Origin of the sequence: Effusibacillus dendaii, assembly GCF_015097055.1 — a bacterium.
GTDB classification, from domain to species: Bacteria; Bacillota; Bacilli; order Tumebacillales; family Effusibacillaceae; genus Effusibacillus; species Effusibacillus dendaii.
The window spans coordinates 995726-1014289 of sequence record NZ_AP023366.1; the positions used below are offsets into that span (position 1 = coordinate 995726).

General features: G+C 49.4%; 21 protein-coding genes and 1 other annotated feature (1 of these 22 running past the window's edge). All 21 genes read right to left on the reverse strand.

Annotation, left to right across the window (positions count from 1 at the left end; all coding sequences use genetic code 11):
* Positions 1 to 69 (reverse strand) — a binding site (T-box leader); it reaches 207 nt to the left of the window's first position.
* 55 nt (positions 70 to 124) lie between these two features.
* Positions 125 to 598 (reverse strand): DivIVA domain-containing protein, encoded by a 474-nt coding sequence (locus skT53_RS05200; RefSeq protein WP_200760096.1) that lies wholly within the window; start codon positions 596 to 598, stop codon positions 125 to 127.
* Between the two features lie 93 nt (positions 599 to 691).
* Positions 692 to 1468, reverse strand: coding sequence for a YlmH family RNA-binding protein (locus skT53_RS05205; protein WP_200760097.1), 777 nt, complete (start codon positions 1466 to 1468; stop codon positions 692 to 694).
* Between the two features lie 18 nt (positions 1469 to 1486).
* Entirely contained in the window at positions 1487 to 1750 is a 264-nt protein-coding gene (locus tag skT53_RS05210; RefSeq protein ID WP_200760098.1) for a YggT family protein, read from the reverse strand.
* Positions 1751 to 1754: 4 nt separating this feature from the next.
* Positions 1755 to 2198, reverse strand: a complete 444-nt coding sequence (locus skT53_RS05215) for a cell division protein SepF (RefSeq protein WP_200760099.1) — start codon at positions 2196 to 2198, stop codon at positions 1755 to 1757.
* 19 nt (positions 2199 to 2217) lie between these two features.
* Complete coding sequence (locus skT53_RS05220; RefSeq protein ID WP_200760100.1) at positions 2218 to 2889, reverse strand: YggS family pyridoxal phosphate-dependent enzyme; 672 nt, start codon at positions 2887 to 2889, stop codon at positions 2218 to 2220.
* A 73-nt stretch (positions 2890 to 2962) separates the two neighbouring features.
* Positions 2963 to 3784, reverse strand: coding sequence for a peptidoglycan editing factor PgeF (gene pgeF / locus skT53_RS05225; protein ID WP_200760101.1), 822 nt, complete (start codon positions 3782 to 3784; stop codon positions 2963 to 2965).
* Between the two features lie 136 nt (positions 3785 to 3920).
* Positions 3921 to 4280, reverse strand: coding sequence for a YlmC/YmxH family sporulation protein (locus tag skT53_RS05230; protein WP_200760102.1), 360 nt, complete (start codon positions 4278 to 4280; stop codon positions 3921 to 3923).
* Positions 4281 to 4379: 99 nt separating this feature from the next.
* Positions 4380 to 5159 (reverse strand): RNA polymerase sporulation sigma factor SigG, encoded by a 780-nt coding sequence (sigG, locus tag skT53_RS05235; RefSeq protein ID WP_200760103.1) that lies wholly within the window; start codon positions 5157 to 5159, stop codon positions 4380 to 4382.
* Positions 5160 to 5241: 82 nt separating this feature from the next.
* Positions 5242 to 5970, reverse strand: a complete 729-nt coding sequence (gene sigE / locus skT53_RS05240; protein WP_200760104.1) for an RNA polymerase sporulation sigma factor SigE — start codon at positions 5968 to 5970, stop codon at positions 5242 to 5244.
* Positions 5971 to 6021: 51 nt separating this feature from the next.
* A complete protein-coding gene (gene spoIIGA, locus skT53_RS05245; protein ID WP_200760105.1) occupies positions 6022 to 6954 on the reverse strand; it encodes a sigma-E processing peptidase SpoIIGA in 933 nt (310 codons plus the stop codon).
* 229 nt (positions 6955 to 7183) lie between these two features.
* Positions 7184 to 8257, reverse strand: coding sequence for a cell division protein FtsZ (gene ftsZ / locus skT53_RS05250; RefSeq protein WP_200760106.1), 1074 nt, complete (start codon positions 8255 to 8257; stop codon positions 7184 to 7186).
* A gap of 65 nt (positions 8258 to 8322) precedes the next feature.
* Complete coding sequence (gene ftsA, locus skT53_RS05255; RefSeq protein ID WP_200760107.1) at positions 8323 to 9546, reverse strand: cell division protein FtsA; 1224 nt, start codon at positions 9544 to 9546, stop codon at positions 8323 to 8325.
* Between the two features lie 230 nt (positions 9547 to 9776).
* Positions 9777 to 10136, reverse strand: coding sequence for a small basic family protein (locus skT53_RS05260; RefSeq protein WP_404828938.1), 360 nt, complete (start codon positions 10134 to 10136; stop codon positions 9777 to 9779).
* Positions 10133 to 10927, reverse strand: a complete 795-nt coding sequence (locus tag skT53_RS05265; RefSeq protein WP_200760108.1) for a DUF881 domain-containing protein — start codon at positions 10925 to 10927, stop codon at positions 10133 to 10135. The genes skT53_RS05260 and skT53_RS05265 overlap by 4 nt, the downstream gene beginning before the upstream one ends.
* Before the next feature lie 57 nt (positions 10928 to 10984).
* Entirely contained in the window at positions 10985 to 11680 is a 696-nt protein-coding gene (locus skT53_RS05270; protein ID WP_200760109.1) for a DUF881 domain-containing protein, read from the reverse strand.
* Positions 11681 to 11687: 7 nt separating this feature from the next.
* The gene (locus skT53_RS05275) at positions 11688 to 12440 is read right to left on the reverse strand and encodes a cell division protein FtsQ/DivIB (protein ID WP_200760110.1); all 753 of its coding nucleotides are present in this window, start codon (positions 12438 to 12440) and stop codon (positions 11688 to 11690) included.
* Between the two features lie 62 nt (positions 12441 to 12502).
* Positions 12503 to 13759 carry a UDP-N-acetylglucosamine 1-carboxyvinyltransferase gene (murA, locus tag skT53_RS05280; RefSeq protein WP_200760111.1) on the reverse strand — a complete coding sequence of 419 codons (1257 nt, stop codon included), beginning with the start codon at positions 13757 to 13759 and terminating at the stop codon, positions 12503 to 12505.
* Between the two features lie 28 nt (positions 13760 to 13787).
* Positions 13788 to 14699: a UDP-N-acetylmuramate dehydrogenase gene (murB, locus tag skT53_RS05285; RefSeq protein ID WP_200760112.1), complete on the reverse strand. Its 912-nt coding sequence runs from the start codon at positions 14697 to 14699 to the stop codon at positions 13788 to 13790.
* A gap of 203 nt (positions 14700 to 14902) precedes the next feature.
* Complete coding sequence (murG, locus tag skT53_RS05290; RefSeq protein ID WP_200760113.1) at positions 14903 to 16018, reverse strand: undecaprenyldiphospho-muramoylpentapeptide beta-N-acetylglucosaminyltransferase; 1116 nt, start codon at positions 16016 to 16018, stop codon at positions 14903 to 14905.
* 40 nt (positions 16019 to 16058) lie between these two features.
* Positions 16059 to 17153, reverse strand: a complete 1095-nt coding sequence (spoVE, locus tag skT53_RS05295) for a stage V sporulation protein E (protein WP_200760114.1) — start codon at positions 17151 to 17153, stop codon at positions 16059 to 16061.
* Positions 17154 to 17189: 36 nt separating this feature from the next.
* Positions 17190 to 18545 carry a UDP-N-acetylmuramoyl-L-alanine--D-glutamate ligase gene (gene murD / locus skT53_RS05300; RefSeq protein ID WP_200760115.1) on the reverse strand — a complete coding sequence of 452 codons (1356 nt, stop codon included), beginning with the start codon at positions 18543 to 18545 and terminating at the stop codon, positions 17190 to 17192.
* Positions 18546 to 18564: the final 19 nt, after the last annotated feature.

Consider the following 18564-nt stretch of genomic DNA (forward strand, 5'->3'; position numbering starts at 1 on the left):
GCCGGCTTCCACCCTCCCGGTTCGCTGTAAAAGCATTCCATCCGTACTTGTCCCGCTCATCGCTCATACTATAAATTTGAAATTTATTATATGCAAAAGAACGGAACTCGTCAAACAGGGATCGTTAGGATGTTTGTTCTTCTTCCAACAGATCCCACTGCTTTGACTCCAACAATTCGATCTGTGCCTGCAGCAAAGACCGGAAGCGGGAGCGGTAAACGGCCGCCTGTCGCTGCATATTTTCAATTTCCATCTGAATTTCGCGTGATCGCATCAACGCTTCATTCACGATGCGGTCTGCGTTTTTCTCCGATTCTTTGACAATCAGCTGCGCTTCTTTACGGGCGTTCGCCTTCACTTCTTCCGCCGCTTCCTGGGCAACCAGAATCGATTTGCTCAGACTTTCCTCAATGTTTTCAAAGCGGGCAAGCGACTCCTTCAATTGGGCCACTTTTTCTTCCAGGTTTTTTTTATCGCGAAGCACCGCTTCATAATCTTTTATCACATGATCAAGGAACTCGTTCACTTCATCTTCGTTATACCCGCGAAACGAACGGCTGAACTCCTTATTGTGAATATCCATCGGCGACAAGGGCATAAAATAGGCACCTCCAAAAGATATCGAGAAAACTGCCAAATCACAGCTCTTATCCCTTTATTTCGACAAAATCCCCCTGATTCCTGCCGATTTTCAGAGATATTTCCCGATCCTTACAACGGTCCGCCCTTTTTTGGTTTGGCCGCCGATTGAAAAAATCCGGATTCGCCCCGATCCGCGCAGCGAAATCACATCACCTTCCGCCACCTGCAGGCCCGGGTCCTGAATCGTCTGCCAATTTAACTGAAGTTTCCCGCTGCGAATGGGATCCACAATTTTATTGCGTGACATCTGAAATCCTTCCGCCGCCACCGCGTCGACCCGCAACGACATTACCGTAAATTCCCGCTCCGAAAATTGAATCTGCGGCGGCCGGAAATCGCCTGCCTTGATTTCCCGTACCAGCACGGACGCGCGTCCGACTTTGTTCAAATGAATCCGCAAAAAATCGGCCATCTCTTTTTCCGCCACCATATCACAGCCATCCGGGTGCACCGACAGATCTCCGATTTTTTCCCGTTTTAAACCGAGCCCTACGATGGCCCCCAAATAATCGCCATGTTTTAACGACACATATTCGCCCGGAATCTCAATTCGCAGCCATCCCAGTTCCATTTCGCCCGCTTCCGGCCGCCAATACTCAGGGGCTAATAAGGCTCTTTGCCGCTCTGCCCCTGGCCATCCACCGTCTGTATAAACAATAAGATCGCCCACTGTGCGGGCGATGTTGGTTATAATTTGAACCTGTCTTGGGTCCAGAAATCCGGTTAAATGAGGAGCATGCCGATCGGCAACCCGAGTTGCCAGCTCGTGCATGCGCTGTACAAACGGTTTTTCTTCCGGTCGATAATGCATCAACAGATGATCCATCTATGACCTCTCCTCCTATTAGAAAAAACTTCCCAGCACTGTCATCAATCCGCGCTCAATCAATTGCAGCGCCAAGAGGGCTACAATCGGCGAAATGTCGATCATGCCAAATGGAGGAATAAAACGCCGGAAAATTGCCAGGTACGGCTCCGTCAAACGAACCAGCCATTGACCAAAACCGGTCCGCTCCATATCGGGCACCCAGGACATTAAAACCCTGGCAATCACAAGAAAGGAGTATATTTCAAACAAATAACTGATAATATGCGTTAACTGATACATGAATTCACCTCGTTTGGCTTCTCGACACAATGGCGCCCATTTCCTGCTGCTGTTTCAGCAGATCGGTAATCGCTCCATGCACTTCGATGGTATCTGGCACACAGATAAAAATCTGGTGTCCAATCTTTTCCATCTTGCCGCCCAAAGCATAGGTTGTGCCGGAAATAAAATCCATAATGCGGATGGCATGGTCAAACTGCGCTCTATGCAAGTTTAACACAACTGGACGGTGGCCGCGCAAATGATCCGCTATCTGTTGAGATTCCTCAAAAGATTCCGGTTCGCACAACACCAACCGTACCTGTTTTTGCGTATGTAAATTTACTACCGCCGCTCTCCGCTGCAACGGAACGACATCGGACGGTTGTTCCTGATAGTCTGTACCTTGTGTTTTCTCAGCAGGTGCTTCATCTGCCAAACCAAAAAATTGCATCAGTTTCGTCCACATTCCTGAATCCTCCAGCCGTTTACGGTTTTACTAATAGGCTCCCGACACGTACCAGGGTAGCCCCTTCTTCGACCGCCACTTCAAAATCACCGGACATCCCCATCGAAAGATGCTCTAAACCGGGAAAATCCGCCTTCAGCGTATCTCGCAGTTCCCGCAACCCTCTGAAAAATGGCCTCGTCTCCTGCGGATCATGGACGGCCGGTGCCATCGTCATCAAGCCGCATACATGAATTCGCGGCAACCGGATGGTCTCTTCCAGAAAATCGCGAACCTCGTTTGGAGAGAGGCCGCTTTTTGTTGATTCGCCGGAAATGTTGACCTGTACCAGACAGGATGCCTGAATGTCCAGTTTCTCCGCCTGTTTCTGGATCTCCTTCGCCAAAGACAGACGGTCGAGCGAATGAATCACAGAGAAATAAGGCAGTACGTCCTTGACTTTGTTTGTTTGCAAACTGCCAATAAAATGCCAACGGGCTGCGTCTGCCAATAAGGTCAACTTGGGCAGCGCCTGTTGCAGCCGATTTTCGCCCAAATCGGTCAGTCCCGCTTCAATTAGTTCGCGGGTTGCTTCCACGTCTACATATTTTGTGACAGCGATTAAAGTTACTTCATCGGGAGACCGTTTCACCCGCTCACAGGCGGTACGGATACGTTCCCGCACAAAAGAGATCCGTTGTTGATAATCCATCTGCATATCACCACAATCGTTCTAATGGATAAATATTCTTCTTCTTCGCTCAATTTCCTGCTTCCTGCACAATTTAGCGAAGAACAATCAAACCTGCCAAGCGGCCCGTTTTTCCATTTTCCGCCCGGTGCGAAAAATACGTTTCCGTATCGCAGGCGGTACAGCCTCCCACTCGTTCAATATGCTCCGGCAGCAATCCACTGTCTATTAAAATCTGCCGGTTTGCTTCCGGCAACGACAATTGCCACCGATGTCTCTCGTTCGCGGTAAAAAACCGTTCCCCACCGGAAAATTCCTCAATGAATGGAAGAAACACCTGCTGGTCTACTTCATAACAGCAACGGTCAATGCTGGGACCAATCGCTGCCAGAATATCCTGCGGCCTTGACCCGAAGCGCTCCCCCATCGTTTTCACCGCTTCCCCGGCCACCTGCTTAACGGTGCCTTTCCACCCCGCATGAACGGCGGCAATCACTGTGTTGACAGGGTCCAAAAGCAGCATCGGCACACAATCGGCAGCAAACGTGGCAAGCATCAGCCCCGGTTGATGACTGACCAACGCGTCGGTTCCCGGCAAGGACTGCTCATAAAAATAAGCCCCTTTTCCCTTGTCGTCCTGTTCTACCACTGTTACACGGTTGCCATGCACCTGTTCGCCGCACACCCACATTTCCAGCGGCACATCCAATTGCTCTGCGACAAGCGTCCGGTTCGCGACCACATTCTCCCGTTCGTCGCCTACATGCAATCCCAGGTTTAATGAATCCCAGACTCCTGTTGAAACTCCGCCCAAACGAGTCGTAAAACATCCTCTTGCAATCCCGGTTTGATTAATCGATGGCGCCTCAATCAATGGAATCGGTTTCATTTCGGTCTCCCCTTTTCCAGCTGTCATTCCCGTTTTCACCTGCTTGTCCCTGTCGCAGGAAAGCAATAAATTTTGGTCAACTTATTGTACCAAAAAATTTACTTTCCAGGCTGTTGAAAACTACGCCGTCACGTATTTTTTCACCCATTTCTCGATCGGCATCTCAATATCCTTCCGACTCTTCATAACTGGGCGCCGTACTGCCGGTGTTTTTGACAGATCCTGTGGCGCTCTTGGCAGATCCGGTGCTTTTAGCCGATCCTGATTTTGGCGGCACATGCGTGCGAACCGGATTCAATTCCACCAATACCACATCGGCACCGATTTTTATAATTTGGTCCCAGGGAATCACATAGTCCTGCCCACCGCCGAACAATCCGAAAAATCGGCCCCCTGAAGGAACCACAATCGCCGTTACAACCCCGTTCTCCAAATCGATATCGAGATCGCCGACCGTTCCCAAACGCTTGCCGTCTCCGATGTCTACCACATCTTTCGATTGCAGTTCGGATACTTTGATCATAGCAACCCCTCACTGGATAAAATTCGTCTTTTTACACTATATGCAAGACAAAAATAAAAAGTCGCCGCAGCGACTTTGAAAGCGAATCCGAGCCGTAATTCAGGAGCGAATATATTTTTGCATATGGCTGATGGCCGATTTTTCAAGCCGGGATACTTGCGCTTGCGAGATGCCAATCTCATCTGCCACTTCCATTTGCGTCTTCCCTTCAAAAAAACGCATCGATAAAATCCGCTTCTCCCGTTCATTTAATTTCTGCAACGCTTCCAGAATTGCAATCTCTTCCACCCATTGCGAATCCTGATTTTTTTCGTCACTGATCTGGTCCATCACATAAATCGGATCGCCGCCGTCGTGGTAGATCGGTTCAAACAGAGAGACCGGATCCTGTATCGCGTCAAGCGCAAACACGACATCTTCCTTGGGCACTTCCATCGCTTCTGATATTTCGTTGATCGACGGTTCCCGCAAATTTTTGTTGGTCAACATATCACGGACCTGCAGCGCTTTGTACGCAATGTCACGCAAACTCCGACTGACCCGGATCGGGTTGTTGTCCCTTAGATAGCGGCGTATTTCTCCGATGATCATGGGAACTGCATAGGTTGAAAATTTCACATTCTGCCCCAGATCAAAATTGTCGATCGCTTTCATCAAACCGATGCATCCCACTTGAAACAGATCATCCACATATTCGCCCCGGTTGTTGAAACGCTGAATGACAGAAAGAACCAAACGAAGATTTCCATTGACAAGTTTTTCTCGGGCGGACAATTCCCCTTGCTGCAGCTCGGCAAACAATTTGCGCATTTCGGTGTTGTTCAGAACAGGAAGCTCAGCTGTGTTTACGCCGCAAATTTCCACTTTGTTACGTTTCATACGATTCCCTCCCCGTTGAAGGTCCGCCACGGGATTCGTCAACAGTATTTCCTGAGAGGGAATTATTATGCAGCGCTGGAAATCAAATCATCTTGTTGAATTCTTTTTGCAACCGTTTGATAATGCGCTTTTCAAGGCGTGAAATATAGGATTGCGAAATGCCCAGCAGATCGGCCACATCTTTTTGCGTCATTTCTTTGCCGTCCAGCAACCCGAAGCGAAGTTCCATTATGCGACGCTCCCGGGCGGACAGTTTATTGAGTGCTTTGTAAAGCAGTTTACGGTCCACCTGTTCCTCTATATTGCGGTAAATTGTATCGTTTTCCGTCCCCAAAACGTCAGACAACAACAATTCATTGCCGTCCCAATCCACATTTAGAGGTTCATCAAACGACACTTCCGAACGAATCTTATTGTTTCGCCGCAAAAACATCAGGATTTCATTTTCGATGCAACGTGATGCATAAGTGGCCAATTTGATTTTTTTCTGCGGGTCAAACGTGTTGACCGCTTTGATCAAACCGATTGTACCGATCGATACCAGATCTTCAATGTTGATGCCGGTGTTTTCGAATTTACGGGCAATATAGACAACCAATCGCAGATTTCGTTCGATCAAGACAGCGCGAACGGCTTCATCACCGGAGGGTAATTTGTCTAATAAAAATTCTTCTTCCTCCCGCGAAAGCGGCGGCGGCAGCGCTTCACTGCCCCCTACATAGTAGATTTCCTCCGGTTGCGTGCCCAGTTTAAACAAAATACGCAGATAGAACAAACGAAGTTGCAATCGAAGCTTATGCATGGTGATCATGCAGTACGAATCCCCTTCCCCTATCCGAAAAAATTCTAGTCAACTGACTGTTTAGGATGCCAATACGGTTGTCGACACACAAGCGGGCGGCAAAATCGCTTGATATGCGTGATCATTTGATAACGGCAGAGGGTTGACTGCAACCAATATATTCTTTGCCTCTTCCTGAATCGCCCCTTGTGAGACAAGCAGGCGAGCCGGACGAAACGCGAGCAACATCCCTACTTTTCCGCCCACTCCGCGATAGGGGATGATCCGCAGACGAGCTTGCCATTCCTCTTCGATTGCTTGTTGGCCCAGATTGAGAGTAATATCCCGTTTCTCACGATAGGCCGCAAGCAGGGAATCGGGGAGGAACTCTTCGATCGCCTGCCATTCGACAACTGCGACAGGCGACCCGGATACAGGATCTGTCAATCCGTTCCCCGTATCGAGCAATCCGATCAGTTCTACCTGTTTGTCATCCAAGTGAATGATTACTTTCCACAAATTTGCTTGCCTTTGCTGGAAACGTCGGATGCGGAACCAAGCGGACTTGCCGACTATGTAGGCCAGAGGCAGCGACAGCAGTATCAAAAAATACCGGATGTTCAGTGACCATACGGCTCCCTCTGAAACGACCACCATCCCCCCCAATACAGCGCTCTGCGCAAAAAACGCATTCACTGCATAAGCGGTTCCACCCACCACAAACGAGGCCAGATAAAAAAGTCCAAAACACCGGATAAAATCAAGCGGCTGTTTGGGAGCAAACGTGATGACCACTATCACACAGGAAAATAACAGTTTGGCAAACCAACTGACCGTCTCTTCCGTAGCTCCCGGCACAAAGAGCAGTAATGCATAGCAAGCCCCTAACAAGGCACCGGCCAAGATCCGCCGCCAACTAACCCTGCTTTTTGCCATCCAAACGGCAATCCGCAAGATGGCCGCATCCATTATAAAATTAAGCAACCAGACTTCATCTGCATAGAGAACTTTCATGCGGTTCACTCCCGCATCTTTCGATAAACCCAGTATAATTAATGTCTATTACAAATTTTGTCGCAACTTGACAGTAGAATAGGGAAAAGTTTCGAACGGAAGAAAGCCGTGGGGGGCGGCAATTGAAAAAACGTGAATTATGAAGATCGCTGGAACTGCCCGTTTGCGATTCCCTTCACACATTCACGTTCTATGTTGAGAGTATTGTGTTGGAGAGTATAATATACGGTTATTTATCGGAATTGCGTCGCAAGAACGCGGGAACATCGAGATTATCCTGGGAAGATCCTGCACCTTGGAAAGGACGTACTTCCAGTTTGTTTACAGGTCTTGCGGCCATGGGACGTTCCTTATGTTCAAATCCGGTAGCAATCACTGTAACGACGACTTCATCATCCAGATTTTCATTGATTACAGCACCGAAGATCATGTTCACTTCCGGATCGGCTGCGGAAGACACAATGTCTGCCGCCTCATTCACCTCGAACAGGGAAAGATTTGATCCGCCTGAAATATGCATCAAAACACCGCGTGCGCCATCGATTGAAGTTTCCAAAAGGGGAGAGCAAATCGCTTTCTTTGCTGCTTCCGTCGCCCTGTTTTCACCGTTTGCGATTCCAATCCCCATCAACGCCGAACCGCGCTCCGTCATGATCGTTTTCACATCGGCAAAGTCTACGTTGATTAAGCCGGGAACTGCAATCAGATCAGAAATACCGGATACACCCTGACGCAGAACGTTATCCGCCTCACGGAACGCTTCCAGCATGGGTGTGTTTTTATCGACGATCTCAAGCAGACGGTCATTCGGAATCACGATCAGAGTATCCACTTTTTCTTTCAGGTTGGCAATCCCCTGCTCGGCCTGAAGCATACGACGGCGTCCTTCAAATGTAAACGGCTTTGTCACTACACCGACCGTCAGGGCGCCCAATTCTTTTGCAATTTCCGCAACAACCGGTGCAGCGCCCGTTCCGGTACCGCCTCCCATGCCGGCTGTAACGAATACCATGTCCGCTCCCCGCAATGCGTTCATGATTTGTTCCCGGCTTTCCTCTGCCGCTTTTTTGCCGATGTCCGGATTCGCTCCCGCTCCCAAACCGCGTGTCAGCTTTTCGCCAATTTGCAAACGGTGATGAGCCTTCGACAAATGGAGGGCCTGCGCATCCGTATTTACCGTGATGAACTCAACGCCCTTGATGCCGGACTCAATCATTCGGTTGACCGCATTACAACCGCCGCCACCGCATCCGATGACTTTGATTTGGGCAAGAGCGTCAATCTCCATATCAAATTCCAACATACTTTATCCTCCTCAATCTTATCAGCCAAGTGTTCACAAGCCCAAACTGATGCTCCGATTGTTTTTTACACAAACTCGCTGAACCAGTTTTTGATCCGGTCCAGAAACCCGCCCGTTTTACGGACAGAGGGAGCGGCGGTATGCGTATGCACACGTTTCATATAATTGCGTATCGCATATTGCAGAATTCCGACACCATTGATGAAGGAAGCATCGCGAACCCCCAACTGGTCAGGTATCGCAATTCGTACAGGTGCATCCAACTCATATTCTGCCAGTTTGTCTACGGAAGGCATGCAGGACACGCCACCATAAAGCACGTATCCGCTCGGTATTTCTTTCACAAATCCCATCCGTTCGACTTCCTGCCGAACCATTAGGAAAATTTCCTGCAAGCGGGGTTCAATAATATTCGCCAGATCAAACTGGCTGAATTCTTTATCCGTGTTGCTTCCTATACGGGACACTTTAAAGGTGACTTCTTGTGAGGCAGCGGCAACCATTGCACACCCGTAACGGAGCTTGACTGTTTCTGCCATTTCCGTTTGTGTACGCAAGCCTATCGCAATGTCATTCGTAACATGATCGCCGCCGATCGGCAATACTGAAATTGCAGACAGTGACCCGTTCTCAAAAACGGACACGGTTGTCTGCCCCGCTCCGATATCGACAGCCACTACGCCCAATTTTTTCTCGTCATTCGATAAAGCAATCGTACTGGCTGCGAGAGGCAAAAGCACCAGCCCGGAAATTTTGATGCCTGCCCTTTCTACGCAACGCAACAAATTGGAAATGACCGTCCGGGAACCGGTTACAATCGAGCCTTCCACTTCCAAACGGACACCGACCATACCGCGCGGATCTGTAATTTCATCCAATCCGTCAACGATAAACTGTTTCGGAACAATGCCGATGATTTCACGATCGGGAGGTACGGCAATTACCTTTGCGGCCTGCAGAACCCGATCCATATCTTCATCGCCAATTTCCCGATCAGGAGAGGAAACGGCAACCACCCCATGACTCGGCTGCATAACAATATGGTTGCCGGTGATCCCGATAAACGCCGAATCGATTTGAATGCCTACCATGTGCTCCGCATGTTCAATCGCTTCCCGAATGGATTGAACGGTCTTATCTATATCAACGATAGAACCTTTTCGAATTCCTTCGCCTTCAGCCGATCCGACTCCGATTACGCTTAGGGTCGATCCGTTGTATTCCCCGATGATAGCACGTATTTTGGATGTTCCAATATCCAAACTGACGATGATCTCGCCCTTAGTCAATCAGTGGCACCTCCCTAAGCATAAAGAAAACCTGGCTTCGCCAAGCCTCTGGCGAACCTTAGTTGTAAAAAACATCCGCCTCTAAATAAGATTCAACACAGCGCACGAAATCCCTTTTTTTCTAAGAAACTTTCTTAAAAAATGCTTCTACCGAAGCATATTCAAGAAGAAGCAGCGTCTAATAGAGGAAGCCTTTTTCGACAGCCGAAAGTATAAAAATGGTGACGGAATTATCTTTCTTCAATTGACGGCTTCTTTCCCCTGCTCATCAACACCCGGCGAATCACGGCGATATTCTGAAACAAGCGAACGCCAAACGCAAAGACAGCAGCCAAATAAAGATCGACTCCCAACTGTGTGCCGATATACGCCAAAAGTGCAGCCAGCAACGTGTTGAAAAAGAATCCGCTGATAAAGACGCGGCTGTCGAAATGATTTTCAAGACCGGCCCGTATTCCGCCGAATACCGTATCAAGCGCGGCCAAAATGGCAATCGACATGTAACTGCTGTACTGCGTCGGAATATTTATGTTAAAGACGAGCCCGAGTACAATTCCAAGAGCCAATCCAAATATGGAAATCAAGATCATGGTTGGGCTGCTCCTTCCGCTTTTTCTTCCGTAGCGTATTTAAAATGCAGAGTACCTGTAAACGCCGGCAATTTCAGCTTGTTGTCACCGACCGCATCCGACAGTACGAACTCTTTCCCTTTCGGAATAAAATAATCCTCACCTATATAGGTCATGACGGCCGCCTTCATTTTTTCCACATCGCCAATCGCATCAATCACATACGGATAGCTGACCGGATAAAAGTTCACCTGCATAACGCCCGGATAAACGGTTTGCGTTTTTTCATCCAGGCTGATTCCTACTTCACGAATCCCGCTATAGGAAACAATCCGCTGTCCGTTAAAAGAAATGGCGGTCGCTCCATTTGCCCGCAGAATGTTGATCAGATAGTCCAACTCATAATCCCATATGTGATACTTTGCCGGATGCGGCAGGCGGGCATTTGGTTCCCACATTGAAAAAGTGGGACTTTCTTTAATTTCAATGCGAATGCCGTCTCCTTCCACCGGTTTCAATCCGGCGGCCGCCTCGGCCTTGGTCAACTCTTTTTTCATCTGCTCCAGAACGGCTTGTTGATTTTCCGGAAAACTTTTATATTGATTCAATTTGTCCTGCATCTCATAGATCTTCGACTTCAATTGTGATCGTTGCTGGATTTCATGGGATAATGCACTTTTGATCTGAATCACGTCCGCATTAAATTTCGGTTCCGTTTTGCTTGAGGTGATTTGTGCCGTCAGCATAAGCCCCAACAATGCGCTGACACTAAACAAACTCCATTTCAGTCTTTGGCTCGGTTGTCCCTGCATCCTCCCACCCCTCTCTCGGCAAAGTTTCTCTGATTATGCTAACGTTTACAGCCGAAATTATTTTTGAATTCCGGCATTTCCGCTAATCTTGATCTTCTGCATCTCTTTCGGACCTTGAATTTGCAGACCGCGGTCCTTGCTTGACAAAACGTCCAACATGCCTCCCGGAAATGTGAGGCCCTTGATTAAGGTGGCAGGATCTCCGATTGCCTCAATTTTGTAGGGAGCTGTCAGCAGACGGTCGTTCACTCTGACTGTAGGCCCCACACACATGATGCCGGAAGCAACACCGACACGTTCCCCATTAATACTGACCACTTCGGCGCCTGAAAGAAACAGTTCATTGACGAGCCGCATTACATCCGTATCATGTGTAACCGGATTGGACGATTTGGCAGACCGATTGTCATCCACCGTCAAAACGATGCCTGGTCCTTCCACTGGCGTGGTGCCTGCCAAAATCCGCGCATTGCTGAGCTGATTTTTAATATCGGATGTATCATATTTGGAAGCCTCTTGTTCGTAGGACACAATCTGTTTGTTTAAATCATTCAACTGCTGTTCCAAAGCTTTGTTTTCTTTCTGAATGGCAGTCAGTTTGTCAGTTGCTTGCTGGACATCCTTGTTCGATGAGTTCCAGCCGGCTACGTCGTTAATTTGTTGCGTGCTTTTGTACTGCAACGCGATCATAAATCCCAACGTGGCAGAAATGGTTAACCAGGTCAAGGCAAGTCGAGTCTTATCCGTTTTCACGCAACACTCACTCCTTCTTGGCCGGAGCGCTTGCCCGCTTTTCGTACCAAGCTTCGTCAGCCCCGTAAATATAAATGATTCCGGGCGGTTTGTTGTCTTTTGCCAACTGTTGTTTCCAAAATTTGTCGTAGATTGATAAAGTAGTTGACAGATCGCCGGGTGGGTAACGAATTTCAAAATCGTCAACCGTCCAAGCAGACCACAAGTTTCCGTTCTGAATCTGAAAATAGGAGAATTGATCCAATAAAGTCCGGTTAATATTGACTACTTGTTGGCAAAATTTCTGAACGTCCGCGTCTGGAATCTGCTTTCCGATTTCCACCGGGAAGGAGCGGTCCGATACGAGAAGAGGCAAGCTTGTCCCGGTCAAACTTTTCATTTTGTCATACACTGTGCCGTCCGTAAGCAGCCGGTAATAGACGCCTTGGTGAATCAACACGGCCGCAACCGATTTTTCCGCCACCGCGATCACCACATTGCCGGGAAACTTTACTGCAACATCCGCTTTCTGTATCAATGGAATCTGGCTTTCCACCTGTTTATCTATCTGGTCCGCTTTGACCTGCCACCAGTTCATGCCGATTTGGACGGCACTGGCCTTTAAAATTTCATCGGCCGATACCTGACTGTTGCCTGTCACCTGCACGGACCGCACTTTCGATAATGGCGACTTAAAAAAAACAGAAACGGCAATTCCCAAAAAGAAGATCACCAAAAGAATCAATGCTTTTCTACGGGGCTTACGTTTCTCTTCCGCCACGGTCAAATGCCTCCATAAATAGAGCGGCATAACCAAGGGATATGCCGCTTCCGATCATAAATTCAGTCCTGCATCCGGTGAATACGGGCACCCAGAGCCCCCAACATTTCCTCAAATCGTTCATATCCGCGATCAATCAAGTAAATTTGATCGATTGTGGTGATGCCTTTGGCAGCTAAACCAGCCAATACGAGTGCGGCTCCCGCTCGCAAATCGGTTGCTTCCACTTGAGCCGGGGTCAGTTCCGGAACCCCTTCGATAAAGGCGGTTCGCAGGTCCACCTTGATACGGGCCCCCATTCTTCGCAGTTCGCTGACATGTTTGTAGCGTTCTTCAAACACAGTCTCCGAAATGATGGAAGTGCCTTCCGCAATTGTCAACAACGCCATAAAGGGCGCTTGCAGATCTGTCGGAAATCCCGGGTAGTAAGAAGTTTGAATCCGATCGACCGATTTTAATCGACCGTTTGAAGTTACAGTCATTATATCATGATCAAACTCAATTTCAACACCGGTTTCCATCAGTTTGGTCGCTACGACTCCAAGATGAGAGGGATTTACATTTTCCAGGTGAATTCGACCGCCGGTCATGGCTGCCCCAATCATGAGCGTTCCCGTTACAACACGATCCGGAATGATGGTATGCTCGACCGGCTTTAGTTCCGATACACCCTCGACAAAAATGGTGGCTTCCCCTGCCCCTCTGATTTTTGCCCCCATCTTGTTCAGAAAATCAGCCAGATCAATAATCTCCGGCTCTCTCGCCGCGTTGCCAATAATCGTGTTCCCTTTAGCCAATACAGCGGCCATTAAAATGTTTTCTGTCGCGCCCACGCTCGGGATATCGAGATAGAACGAAGTCCCTTTTAATCCATTCGCTTCGCAGTAGAGGAACCCGTGACTTTCTTTCATGACAGCCCCTAACATCTGCAATCCCTTTACATGCAAATCAATTGGCCGTGATCCGATTGTACATCCACCCGGTTTCGAAACACGAACCGACCCGTATCTGGCCAAAAGCGGCCCCATCAAAAAAATGGAAGATCTCATTTGCCGCATCAGATCATCCGGCACTTCAGTGGAACAGATTCCGGTCGAATCCACTGTAATTGTGGAACCTTCCCGTTTGACGCGGGCTCCCAAACTGGTCAGGATTGCTTGCATCACACGGACGTCCTCAAGATCCGGAACATCATAAATGATGCTTTCGCCTTTTGCCATTACACTGGCTGCCAAAATCGGCAGAGCGGCGTTTTTGGCACCATGCACGCGAACGGAACCAGTGAGCGGGATCCCTCCCTCAACGGCAAATTTCCCCACTTCGCCACCCCCTGCTGTGTTCCTGTTGTCAATCCTCTCCTACGATTCGTACTTCAGGGATGAGCGTAATACCGTGCCGATTGTGGACTGTCGTTTGTACCAGTTCGATAAGCGCCAACACATCGGCCGCTTTTGCATGGTTCACATTGACAATGAAGTTTCCGTGCAGTTCCGATATTTGCGCTCCGCCGATCACAGTTCCTTTTAAACCTGACTGTTCAATTAAAAATCCGGCGTGCGTATTTTCCGGATTCCGAAACACAGATCCACAATTCGGCAGTTGCAGCGGCTGCGTCGTTTGCCTGCGTTTCGTCCAACCGCGGACCTTTTTCTGCATTTCTTCCGTATTTCCCGGTTGTAACTGAAACGTAGCCTGCACGACGATCCGTGGGCAATCTTTCAGTATGCTGTACCGATACGCAAACTGCAGATCACGATTTTGCAGAGTTCGGATCGAGCCGTCTTCTTCGACAATATCGGCGCTGATGAGAACATCTCTCGTTTCCCCTCCATGCGCTCCGGCATTCATCATCACGGCCCCGCCGACAGTGCCCGGAATTCCGGTTGCAAACTCGAGCCCTTGTAAGCCGTTACGAATCGCAGTATTCGCCGCTGAAACAAAAGACCGTCCCGCTTGGGCGGTAAGTTGATTACCGGCAACCGACACGTTTGCAAAGTTGTCTGACAGCTTTATGACAACACCGCGAATTCCACCGTCTTTTACCAACAGATTCGAACCCCTGCCAACCACCATCCAAGGAATTTGGTGCTCTGCACATGTGCTTGCCAACAACTGAAGATGCGAAATCTCGGAAGGAATCACCAACATATCAGCAGGACCGCCAATTTTCCATGTTGTATGTTTGGACATTGGTTCATCATAGGACACAGATCCTACATCTAGCCGGTGAAAAATCGTTTGCAGCTCTTTGCTGTTCATGTCGTACCTCCGTCAATCCCGTCGTAGTTTCAGCGACTACGTACCCTATACTATGCGTGGCAATATAATTTGTGACAACCGCCCAGACCTAATCCCCCAAAAGTGAAGCAGGCCTTCGAAGTTGTAAGGTTTCGCAGGCTACAGACGCGACATCCTGTCGGTCGGCGATACGCGCAACGCCTGCGTTAGCACATCCCTGTGCTTCAACGTCCGGCCAGCTGCAGGATCGTTTGGTGAATGTTCTCCAATGCGTTTGGAACGCCGAGCGAACGGCTTTTCTCTTTCATTGATTGCAGTTTATCAGGAGATTGAATCAAGGAAATGATAGCATCAAACAGGGATTCGGAAGACAAATTCCGTTCCTGAATCATGATTCCCGCCCCCGCATCCGCCAGCCATTTGGCGTTATGTTCCTGATGATTGTTGGTCACATAAGGAGAGGGAATATAGATGCCGGGGATGCCAAGCGCCGTCGCCTCCGCAATTGTGGTAGCACCGGCACGCGATACCAGAATATCAGCCCCGGCCAACAACGGCGGCATATTGTATACAAATGGCTGGACGACGATCCCCTTTTCAGGACCTACGCCTTTTTCCGCGAGCCGCTTGGAAATTTCGTCGAAATGAATTTGCCCGGTTATATAAACCAGTTGAAAATCGGTTTGGGCGGCAACTCGGTCAATCATATCGATCACCGCATCATTGATCGGTTTTGCGCCGCGTGAACCGGAAACGATTACGACCGTTTTTTTCGTTGGATGAAGTCCCAATTCCTGCTTGGCCGCCATTGTTTCCTCTTTCGTAACTTGAGCCACCTCTGTCGCACGCGGGTTTCCGCTCACGACAACTTTACCCTGGCAATGACGAAAATAGGGAACGGCGCCTTCAAACGAAACGCCGATCCGATCCGCAATCCGGGACAGCGAACGGTTGGTGAGTCCCGGCATTACATCCATCTCATGAATATAAGTCGGTATCCGCAGCATTTTGGCCATGCTGACAACGGGAGCCACCACATATCCGCCGCATCCGATCACAATGTCGGGCTGAAATTCTTTTAATATTTTTCGTGATTGCAGCAACCCCTTTGTTAACCGGGCAAACGTTTTTACCGTATCAAACGAAAGTTTGCGTTTCAGCCCGCTGACTACTATGGTTCGAAAAGCAAAACCCGAGCGGGGGACAATATCACATTCCAATCCCCGCTCGGTGCCTATGTAGAGGATGTCCGCTTGTTCCTTTTCCGCAAAAAACTTGGCTATCGCCAGCGCCGGATAAATATGTCCTCCGGTGCCGCCTCCTGTCACGACAATTTTCACGCGACCTGCAACCTCCCCGCTTCTGTCGTCCGTTTATATTTTATCTTGAGTAGCGGGAGATGTTCAATAAAATTCCGATTCCTGTCAGCATCAAAAGAAGGGAAGACCCCCCATAACTGATAAACGGCAGCGTGATGCCAGTAACCGGCATCGATCCGGTGACTACACCGATGTTAATAATCACCTGCACCGCAATCATTGCTGTGATGCCAATTGCCAAAAGGCTTCCAAACGTATCCTTGGCGGTGATCGCCACACGCACGCCCCGCCAGAGCAGCAGCAGGAACAGGAGCAAGACGGTTGCCCCGCCAATAAATCCCAACTCCTCCGCCAGAATGCAGAATATAAAATCGGTTTGCGGTTCCGGCAGATACAGAAATTTCTGGCGTGACCGTCCCAGCCCGAGCCCCATCAGACCACCCGGCCCCAAGGCATAAAGCGATTGGATAATCTGATACCCGGCATCCAGTTCGTATTTCCAGGGATCCAAAAAAGCGAAAATTCGCTGCAACCGGTAAGGCGCCACCAGCACCAACGCGGCAAACGCGGGAATCGCCAGCGAGGCCAGTCCGAATAAATGCTGGAGACGCGCGCCGGCTGAAAATATCAGAATCAGAATCGTGCCCGCCAAGACGGTGCTCTGCCCAAGGTCTGGCTCCAGCATAATCAATCCGATCGCCAATACCAGAAGCGCCAGCGGCGGCAACAGCCCTCTTTTGAATTCATGAATCCGGTTCTGATGCTTTTCCAGGTACCAGGCGAAGAATATAATCAAACCCAGTTTGGCTGCCTCTGACGGCTGAATTCCGAAAGAGCCGATCCCGAGCCACGCCTGTGAACCATTTCGTTGCACCCCAAGCGGCGTCAAAACTACAACCAGCAAAAGAAAACAGATCAACATAATCGGCTTCGCCCACCGTTTTAGTTTCAGGTAGTCGAAGTTCATCATGAAAAACATCATGCAAACGCCAGCCACCGCCCAAAGCAATTGCCGCTTTGCGAAATAAAAGCTGTCCTCATACCGCTGCTGCGAAAGAATCGCACTCGCGCTGTAGACGATGACAACGCCAACCCCCAACAGCAAAAGGACTGTGACAATAATAAGCAAATCCGGATTCCTGCGATCGTGCTCCAACTGAGATCCCCCTCGATACTCGGTCTCGTCCAATCGCTACATTGTATGCACAGCTTTTTTAAAAATACGTCCCCTTTCTTCGAACGAACTGTACATATCCCAACTTGCGCATGCAGGCGAGAGAAGCACCGAATCGCCAGGTTGAGCCAGACTTGCCGCCATTTTTACCGCTTCTTCAATCGACCCGGCCTGCCGCCGTTCTGTGACGCCCGCTTTCTCCGCTACGGCAGACAGCTTGTCAGCCGACTGCCCCAGTGTGACAATCGCTTTTAGATGCTTCTGAAAAATCGGCGTCAATTCGGCAAAATCGGTTCCGCGATCAAGCCCCCCGGCAATCAGCACAACCGGATTTTGAAAAGAGGTGATCGCGCGGGTAGCCGCTTCCGCGTTGGTTGCTTTCGAATCGTTGTAGTAGCTGACTCCCTTCACATCTGCTACAAATTCAAGGCGGTGTTCGACTCCTTTAAAGCGCCGAATCCCTTCCCGGATCGACGCAGGCGACGCACCGGCAGAAAAAGTGATCGCCGTGGCTGCCAGCACATTTTCAAGATTATGAACACCCTTTAACGGAATTTCATCCAGCCTGCATACGTGGACATCCTGACCGTTTGAACGAACGATAATAGTCTCATCTTTGACAAAAACGCCCTCTTCCAGACTCTTGGAGAGGCTGAACGGAAAAATCCGTCCGTTAATCGAATCGGCCAACCGCATAACCGCTGGCTGATCCGCATTCAAAACGGCCACGTCATCACTTGTCTGATTGCGAAACAGACGGCTTTTCGCCGCGATATAGGATTCCATCGTGCCATGGTAATCGAGATGCGCATTGTAAATGTTCAACAAAGCCCCAATCCACGGTCTGAACTGGATGGTGCCCTGCAACTGAAACGAAGACAGTTCAGCGACCAGCCATTGATCTGCCTCGACCGTTTCCACAATTTCAGATAGTGCGGTTCCAATATTGCCTGCCACAACCGGGCGCAGGCCGGCTGCCTGAAGAATTTCGCCTGTCAGACTGGTTGTCGTCGTTTTGCCGTTGGAACCGGTAATCCCGATAATCGGGGCTTTCGCAAACTGGTAAGCAATTTCAATCTCTGTCACAACCGGAATGCCAAGTTCCATCGCTTTTTGAACGGGTGCGGCGGAATAGGGAATTCCCGGGTTCTTGACAAGCAGATCCAGCCGTTCGGAAACGATTCCTGCCGGGTGACCGCCAAACACCAGCTGGATGCTCAGCTTTTCAAGTTGATCCGGCACATCACCGAACGCTTCCCTTTCTTTTTGATCATTGACAGTCACATGGGCACCCTGTTTCTGCAATAAGCGAGCAACGGCCGCGCCGCTGCGGGCGAGGCCTAGTACAAGCACATTTTTTCCGTGGTAAACCATTTGAGAACCTCCTAAATCT